The sequence below is a fragment of the Paracoccus rhizosphaerae genome, from assembly GCF_026162645.1.
GTDB lineage: Bacteria > Pseudomonadota > Alphaproteobacteria > Rhodobacterales > Rhodobacteraceae > Paracoccus > Paracoccus rhizosphaerae.
On the sequence record NZ_JAOTBE010000028.1, the window covers coordinates 39,413 to 46,745 of the forward strand.

Annotated in this window: 6 protein-coding genes and 1 pseudogene; 6 read left to right on the forward strand and 1 reads right to left on the reverse strand. The window is 66.2% G+C overall.

The features are described 5' to 3' along the window. Nucleotides 1-120: 120 nt before the first annotated feature. The 6 genes from OC184_RS11375 to ftsY all read left to right on the forward strand — a co-directional run bounded on the left by OC184_RS11375 (nucleotide 121) and on the right by ftsY (nucleotide 6,824). Nucleotides 121-1,314 (forward strand): RSP_2647 family RNA methyltransferase, encoded by a 1,194-nt coding sequence (locus tag OC184_RS11375; RefSeq protein WP_265507314.1) that lies wholly within the window; start codon nucleotides 121-123, stop codon nucleotides 1,312-1,314. Next, nucleotides 1,314-1,853 (forward strand): RSP_2648 family PIN domain-containing protein, encoded by a 540-nt coding sequence (locus tag OC184_RS11380; RefSeq protein ID WP_265507315.1) that lies wholly within the window; start codon nucleotides 1,314-1,316, stop codon nucleotides 1,851-1,853. The genes OC184_RS11375 and OC184_RS11380 overlap by 1 nt, the downstream gene beginning before the upstream one ends. 60 nt (nucleotides 1,854-1,913) lie before the next feature. Further along, complete coding sequence (gene zwf / locus OC184_RS11385; RefSeq protein ID WP_265507316.1) at nucleotides 1,914-3,365, forward strand: glucose-6-phosphate dehydrogenase; 1,452 nt, start codon at nucleotides 1,914-1,916, stop codon at nucleotides 3,363-3,365. After that, nucleotides 3,362-4,039, forward strand: coding sequence for a 6-phosphogluconolactonase (gene pgl / locus OC184_RS11390; protein ID WP_265507317.1), 678 nt, complete (start codon nucleotides 3,362-3,364; stop codon nucleotides 4,037-4,039). The genes zwf and pgl overlap by 4 nt, the downstream gene beginning before the upstream one ends. A 14-nt stretch (nucleotides 4,040-4,053) precedes the next feature. Next, nucleotides 4,054-5,664 carry a glucose-6-phosphate isomerase gene (pgi, locus tag OC184_RS11395; protein ID WP_265507318.1) on the forward strand — a complete coding sequence of 537 codons (1,611 nt, stop codon included), beginning with the start codon at nucleotides 4,054-4,056 and terminating at the stop codon, nucleotides 5,662-5,664. 122 nt (nucleotides 5,665-5,786) lie between these two features. After that, complete coding sequence (ftsY, locus tag OC184_RS11400; RefSeq protein WP_265507319.1) at nucleotides 5,787-6,824, forward strand: signal recognition particle-docking protein FtsY; 1,038 nt, start codon at nucleotides 5,787-5,789, stop codon at nucleotides 6,822-6,824. A gap of 318 nt (nucleotides 6,825-7,142) precedes the next feature. Here the strand turns inward: ftsY and OC184_RS11405 are convergent. Beyond that, nucleotides 7,143-7,333 (reverse strand): annotated as a pseudogene (locus tag OC184_RS11405) (hypothetical protein); the annotation flags it as partial.

Genomic DNA, 7,333 nt, shown 5'->3' on the forward strand with positions numbered 1-7,333 from the left:
CTATATACGCCGTTAGCGTTAACGGTTCAACCGCTCGTCATTCGCGGCGGGATAATCGAGGTGCTGCGGCTTGTGCGGAACCTGCCGGCGTGCCAGATCGGCAGCGAAAGGATTTCACCCATGACCGATCTGCCCGTCATCCGACTGCGTCCGAAGGCCAAGCCGCAGGCGATCCGCCACGGCTTTCCCTGGGTCTTCGCGGACGAGGCCGTGCTGGACCGCCGCACCCGCGCCCTGCCGCCCGGTGGCATGGCCCTGCTGGAGGACGCCGAGCGGCAGCCCCTGGGCGTAGTGACGGTGAATCCCAACTCGAAGATCATTGGGCGGATGATGGACCGGGATGCCGGTGCCGTCGTGGATCGCGCATGGATCGAGAACCGCCTGGCCCGCGCCCAGGAAATGCGCGCCAGGCTCTATGACGCGCCATTCTACCGCGTGGTCCATGCCGAGGCCGATGGCTTGCCGGGCCTGGTGATCGACCGCTTTGGCGATGCGGCTGTGATGCAGCCGAACGCGGCCTGGGCGGACGCAATGGCCGAGGATATCGCTGATGCTCTGGTCAACGTCGCAGGCGTGACGACGGTCATCCTGAACGGTCAGGGACGAGCCAGGGGACTGGAGGGCCTGCCCGAGCGGATGGAGGTGCTGCGGGGCGACGCGCCAGATGCGCCGGTGCAGGTGGGGATGAACGGGGCGATCTATCTGGCCGACCTGATGGGCGGGCAGAAGACGGGGCTGTTCTTCGACCAGCGCCCGAACCACGCCTTCGCGCAGCGGCTGGTGCAGGGCGGCACGGTGCTGGACGTTTTCAGCCATGTCGGCGGCTTCGGGCTTGCCGCGCTTGCGGCTGGCGCGGCGCAGGCCATCTGCGTGGACGGCAGCGCCGCCGCGCTGAAATTGGCAGAGGGTGGCGCCGAAGCAATGGGCGCCCGCGACCGGCTGGAGGTCGTGCAGTCCGACGCTTTCAAGGCGCTGGAGCAACTGGCCGAGCAGGGACGCCGTTTCGATGTGGTCATCTGCGATCCGCCCGCCTTTGCGCCCGCCAAGCCGGCGCTGGAGGCTGGGTTGAGGGCCTATGAACGGGTGGCAAAGACTGCCGCGCCGCTGGTCACGCCGGGCGGCTACCTGGTCCTTTGCAGCTGCAGCCACGCCGCCGACCTGACGGCGTTCCGCAATGTCAGCGCGCGCGGCATCGGGCGCGGCGGACGGCGCGGGGTGCTGATCCACACGGGTCAGGCCGGGCCCGATCATCCGACCCTGCCGCAACTGGCCGAGACGGGCTATCTGAAGTCGCTGTTCTTCCGGCTGGACTGATGCGGGCGGTCCTGGACGCCAATGTTCTCTTCCCGACGATCCTGCGCGAGATCCTGACCGATCTGGCGGCGGCCGGTCTTTATGACGCGGTCTGGTCCGAACGGATCATCGAGGAGTGGCGTCGTGCCGCCGCCCGGCTGGGTTCCGAGCAGGAGGCGGTGGCCGGAGCCGAGATTGCGATGCTGCGACTGCGCTTTCCTCAGGCTGCGGTGCAGTCGGACGGGCAGGCGGCCATTGATCTTCCCTTTCCCGACCCCGCTGACCGGCACGTGGTCGAGGCCGCGCTGGCTGCAGGTGCCGAATTGATCGTGACCGCGAACCTGCGCGATTTTCCCCAGAGGCTGATGGCTGGGCTTGGACTGCGCGCCATCCACCCAGACGCATTCCTGCTGGATCTTCGCGACCGAGATCCGGCAGCCGTCGATCAGGCGCTGGCCGATGCGCAGCAAAAGGCCGCGTTGTCGGGCGGGCAGATGTCGATGCAGCAGATGTTGAAGCGTTGCCGCCTTCCAAGGCTGGGCAAGGTCGTCAGAGGTTGAAGCGCATTGCTGTTAACGCTAACAAGAGATATGGCGGACGCCAACCGCAAGGAGGACAGCATGGTCTCGCGTGTCATTCCGGTCGATGACTTCGACCTCGTGATTTTCGGCGCCACGGGCGATCTGGCCCATCGCAAGATCCTGCCGGGCCTGTTCCGGCGGTTCGAGGCGGGGCAGATCCCACCGACCAGCCGCATCATCGGCGCCGCCCGCACCGAGCAGAGCGACGATGACTTCCGCGCCGAAACCGCCCGGGCGATCTGCGAATATACCAGCGTGCGCAAGGAACATCCGCAACTGGCCGAGTTTCTCGGGCTGCTGGGCTATGTCTCGATTGACGCCAAGGGCGACGGCGGGTGGCAGGAGCTGAAGGACCGGATGCGGCCCGGTGCGGTCCACGCCTTCTACTTCTCGGTTGCGCCATCGCTCTTTGGTGATATCGCCGAGCGTCTGGCAAGCCACGGGATCGCCGACAACGACAGCCGCATCGTGGTTGAAAAGCCCTTCGGCCGCGACCGGGCCAGCGCCCGCGCGTTGAACGCCACGCTGGCGCAGCATTTCGACGAACATCAAATTTATCGGATTGACCACTATCTGGGCAAGGAAACCGTCCAGAACCTGATGGCCGTCCGCTTTGCCAACGTTCTGTTCGAACCCCTGTGGAACGCGCAGTTCATCGACCACGTACAGATCACCGTGGCCGAGACCGTGGGCGTCGCCGGGCGCGGCAGCTATTACGACAAGTCCGGCGCGATCCGCGACATGGTCCAGAACCACATGATGCAGCTTCTGTGCCTGATCGCGATGGAGCCACCTTACCATTTCGATCCCGACGCCGTCAGGGACGAGAAGCTGAAGGTCATCCGGGCGCTGGAGCCGGTGGCGCCTGCCGATATCGTGCGCGGCCAGTATCAGGCCGACGGCACCGACAGCGGCTATCTGGAAGATGCCGAGAACCCCGAATCGCGCACCGAAAGCTATGTCGCAATGAAGGTGCGCATCTCGAACTGGCGCTGGCAGGGCACGCCCTTCTACCTGCGCACCGGAAAGAAGCTGCGCGCCCGCACCTCCGAGATTGCGATCACCTTCAAGGAGCCGCCGCATTCGATCTTCGACGACAGCGGTGTGCCCAAGGCCAACGAGCTGGTGATCCGGCTGCAGCCGAACGAGGGCATGAACATGAAGGTGATGATCAAGGAGCCCGGCCCCGGCGGCATGCGCCTGGTCCAGGTGCCGCTGGACATGTCCTTCGCCGACGCCCTGGGGCCGGACGGTGCGGACATGCCCGACGCCTATGAACGCCTGATCATGGATGTCATCCGCGGCAACCAGACCCTGTTCATGCGCGGCGACGAGGTCGAGGCCGCCTGGGCCTGGACCGATCCGATCATCGAGGCGTGGGAAGACGGCAAGCGTCGCCCCGAACCCTATGACGCCGGATCCTCGGGGCCGGACGAAGCGTTGCGGCTGATGCATCGCGACAACCGTCGATGGAGGGAAATCAGGGCATGACCGTCGAACTGAAGGAATACCCCGACCGCGAGATGCTGGCACTGTCGCTGGCCGACCGGATCGCCTCGCAACTGGCGCAACATCTGCGGGGCAACGACAGCGCCACGCTTTGCGTGCCTGGAGGCACCTCGCCCGCTCCGGTGTTCGAAACCCTCAGCGGGACCGATATCGAATGGGACCGCGTCACCGTGGTTCTGGGTGACGAACGGTGGGTCGATGGCGATCATAAGCGGTCGAACTCGCGCCTGCTGCGTCGTCACCTGCTGAAGGACAAGGCGGCGGCGGCCAGCTATATCGATCTCTATACCGGTGATGCATCGCCCGATCTGGCAGTCGACGGTCTGGTGCAGCGGCTAGCCCCGCACCTGCCGCTGACCGTGGTGCTTCTGGGGATGGGCAATGATATGCACACAGCCAGCCTGTTTCCCGGCGCCGATCACCTGCAGGCCGCGATGGCGCCGGACGCGCCGCCGGTCATGGCCATCCGTGCCGAGGGCGCCGAAGAGCCGCGGATCACCTTGACGCGGCCGGTGCTGTCCGACGCCATCAACCTACATGTGCTGATCATGGGCCCCGAAAAGCGCGACGCGCTGGAACGTGCACAGCACATGGACCCCCTTCAGGCGCCGATCCGCGCCTTTCTTGACGTCGCAACCGTCCACTGGGCCGAATGAGGGATCACCACCGCATGTCCGACATCTGGAACCGCCTGTCCGCGCATCGCAAGGCGCAGGGCGATCGGCGCATCGACGCCTTGTTTGCCGAAGACACCGACCGTGCCGCCGCCTGTACGACCCGTGCCGACGGGGTGGTCTTCGACTGGTCCAAGACGATGATCGACAAGGACGCGCGCGACCTGCTGATCCAGCTCGCACGTGATCGGGGCGTCGAGGCCCAGCGCGACGCGATGTTCGCCGGCGAGAGGATCAATGAAACCGAAGGCCGCGCGGTCCTTCACACGGCGCTGCGCAACCTGTCTGGCAGCGTGACGGTGGACGGCCAGGACGTCATGCCCGCGGTTCGCGAAACCCACGCCCGCATGTCAGACTTCGCGCGGCAGGTCCGCGACGGCAGCTTCATGGGGCAGGGCGGCCGGATCACGGACGTCGTCAACATCGGCATCGGCGGATCGGACCTTGGCCCCTATATGGCGGTGCTGGCGCTGGCACCCTATCACGACGGGCCGCGGACTCATTTCGTCAGCAACGTCGATGGCGCAGACATCGCCGACACGCTGAAAGGTCTGAACCCGGCAAAGACCCTGGTGATCGTGGCGTCGAAGACCTTCACGACCATCGAGACGATGACAAACGCCCGCACCGCGCGCGACTGGATGGCCGGATCGGTGGATGACCCGGCGGCGCAATTCGTGGCCCTGTCCTCTGCCGTGAAGATGACCGCGGATTTCGGGATCGACGGCACGCGCGTCTTCGGGTTCGAGGATTGGGTCGGGGGCCGCTACTCGGTCTGGGGGCCGATCGGCCTGTCGCTGATGCTGGCCGTCGGACCCGAGCGCTTTGACGAGTTTCTGGCAGGCGGCGCGGCGATGGACGCCCATTTCCGCACCGCGCCGCTGGACCGGAACCTGCCCGTCCTGCTGGCGCTGGTCGGGATCTGGCATCACCAGGTCTGCGGCTATCCCACCCGCGCCGTCCTGCCCTATGACAACCGCCTGCTGCGCCTGCCAGCCTATCTGCAGCAGCTCGAGATGGAATCGAACGGCAAGCGCGTCGCAATGGACGGCAGCGACCTGACTGTCGCGTCCGGACCCGTGGTCTGGGGAGAGCCGGGGACGAACGGCCAGCATGCCTTCTATCAGCTGATCCACCAAGGCACGACGCCCGTGCCATGCGAATTCATCCTGGCCGCAAAGGGCCACGAGCCGGACCTGGCGCATCACCACATCCTGCTGGCCGCGAACTGCCTAGCGCAGTCCGAGGCGCTGATGCGCGGCCGCAGCTTGGACGAGGCCCGGGCGCTGATGCAGGCCAAGGGCCTTCAGGGGCCCGAGCTTGAACGGCAGGCGCGGCACCGCGTCTTTCCCGGCAACCGCCCATCGACCACGCTGCTGATCGAACAGCTGACACCTTTCGTGTTGGGCCAGATCGTCGCGCTCTATGAACACCGGGTGTTTGTCGAGGGCGTGATCCTTGGCATCAACAGCTTCGACCAGTGGGGGGTGGAGCTTGGAAAGGAATTAGCGCTGAAGGTCGAGCCGCTGCTGAAGGGCGATGCGTCCGGGGGGCACGACGCCTCGACCGAGGCGCTGGCCGCAGAGATCCGCGCCCTTCGCGGCTGAACGGCGCCGCAAGCAGGGCGTGACGAGGTGCCTTGTTCAGGAAACCCGCGGCGGCCCGTGCCGCGGGTTTTCCTTGCCGACGTGACGCTGTAGGGTCGCGCCCAGCATCGAAAGGTCTGATCATGGCGTTCTTCTCCAAACTGCGCGAGCGGCTGACGCGGTCTTCGTCCAAGATCGGGGCGGGGCTGGACGATATCGTGGGCGAGGCGCCAGAGGCTCCGCCGGCACCGCCGGCCGAGATGCCGGCGCCGGTGGCGACGCCCCATCCCCAGCCGGTCCAGCCGGGACTGGTCGGCCGACTTTTCGGTCGCGGCGAAAAGACCGAAGAGCCGCGCCGCGCCCTGGACGACGACATGCTGGAAGAGCTGGAGGACATGCTGGTCCAGGCCGATCTGGGCGTCGACACGGCGCTGCGCGTCACCGCCAACATCGCCGAAGGCCGGATGGGGCGCAGGGTGTCATCGACCGAGCTGAAGGAGCTGCTGGCCGCAGAAATTGCCCGGATCATGGCATCGGTGGCGCGCCCGCTGCCTCTCTATCCGAAAAAGCCGCAGGTCGTCCTGGTCGTCGGCGTCAACGGGGCGGGGAAGACCACGACGATCGGCAAGCTGGCCAGCCAGTTCCGCGCGGCGGGCAAGTCGGTTGTCATCGCCGCGGGCGACACCTTCCGGGCGGCCGCCGTTGAACAGCTGCAGGTCTGGGGGCAGCGCGCTGGCGTGCCGGTCATGGTCGCACCGCAGGGCAGCGACCCCGCCAGCCTTGCCTGGGACGCGATGGTCCGGGCCGAGGCCGAGGGCGCCGACCTTCTGATGATCGACACCGCCGGGCGCCTGCAGAACCGCCAGGACCTGATGGAGGAGCTGGCCAAGATCGTCCGCGTGATCCGCAAGCGCGACCCCGAGGCACCGCACAACACCCTGCTGGTGCTGGACGCGACGACCGGGCAGAACGCGCTGAACCAGGTCGAGACGTTCCGAAAGCTGGCCGATGTCTCAGGGCTGGTGATGACCAAGCTTGACGGCACGGCGCGCGGCGGCGTCCTGGTGGCGCTTGCCGACAAGTTTGGCCTGCCGATCCATGCGATTGGCGTCGGCGAACAGATCGACGACCTCGATGCGTTCGAGCCCGAGGACTTCGCGCGGGCGCTGGTCGGCCTCTAGGGAAGGCACGGCGCCTGGAGGTGCGACACCTCCTCAGAGCTGGAACAACGCCTGATGCTCGATATCCGACTTGGTCGCTCCACAGCCCCGCATGCGTCTGGGCCAGAAGACAAGGCGGCCGGTCACGGACGGCATGTTCGTTCAACCGGGAGCCTGCGCCCTGAAGGCGGAGCCAGGTGCCGCGGTCGCTCTCTTGATGGTCTCACGACAAGGATGGCATCGGTAGGTCGTTGCATCGAATGCACCGCAGCAGGCCGTCTCGTCCCTTAGAACACCTTGCGTCCAATCGGCTTCATATTCCTCGGCTTTGAAGAGATCTCAGCAGTCCTCATCGCTGAACAGATCGCAGACCTGCCTGACAGCGTGCCAGAGAGCCTCGCAGGTTCGGGTGGCGGCTCTTCGGATCAGGGCCTTGAGCTTTGGGAATTTGAGGGCGTGGACACCATTTGCCCGGGTGAACGCCCGAATGATCTCGGTTGGGCTCAGATCCGGGCTACAGAGAGGCAAGA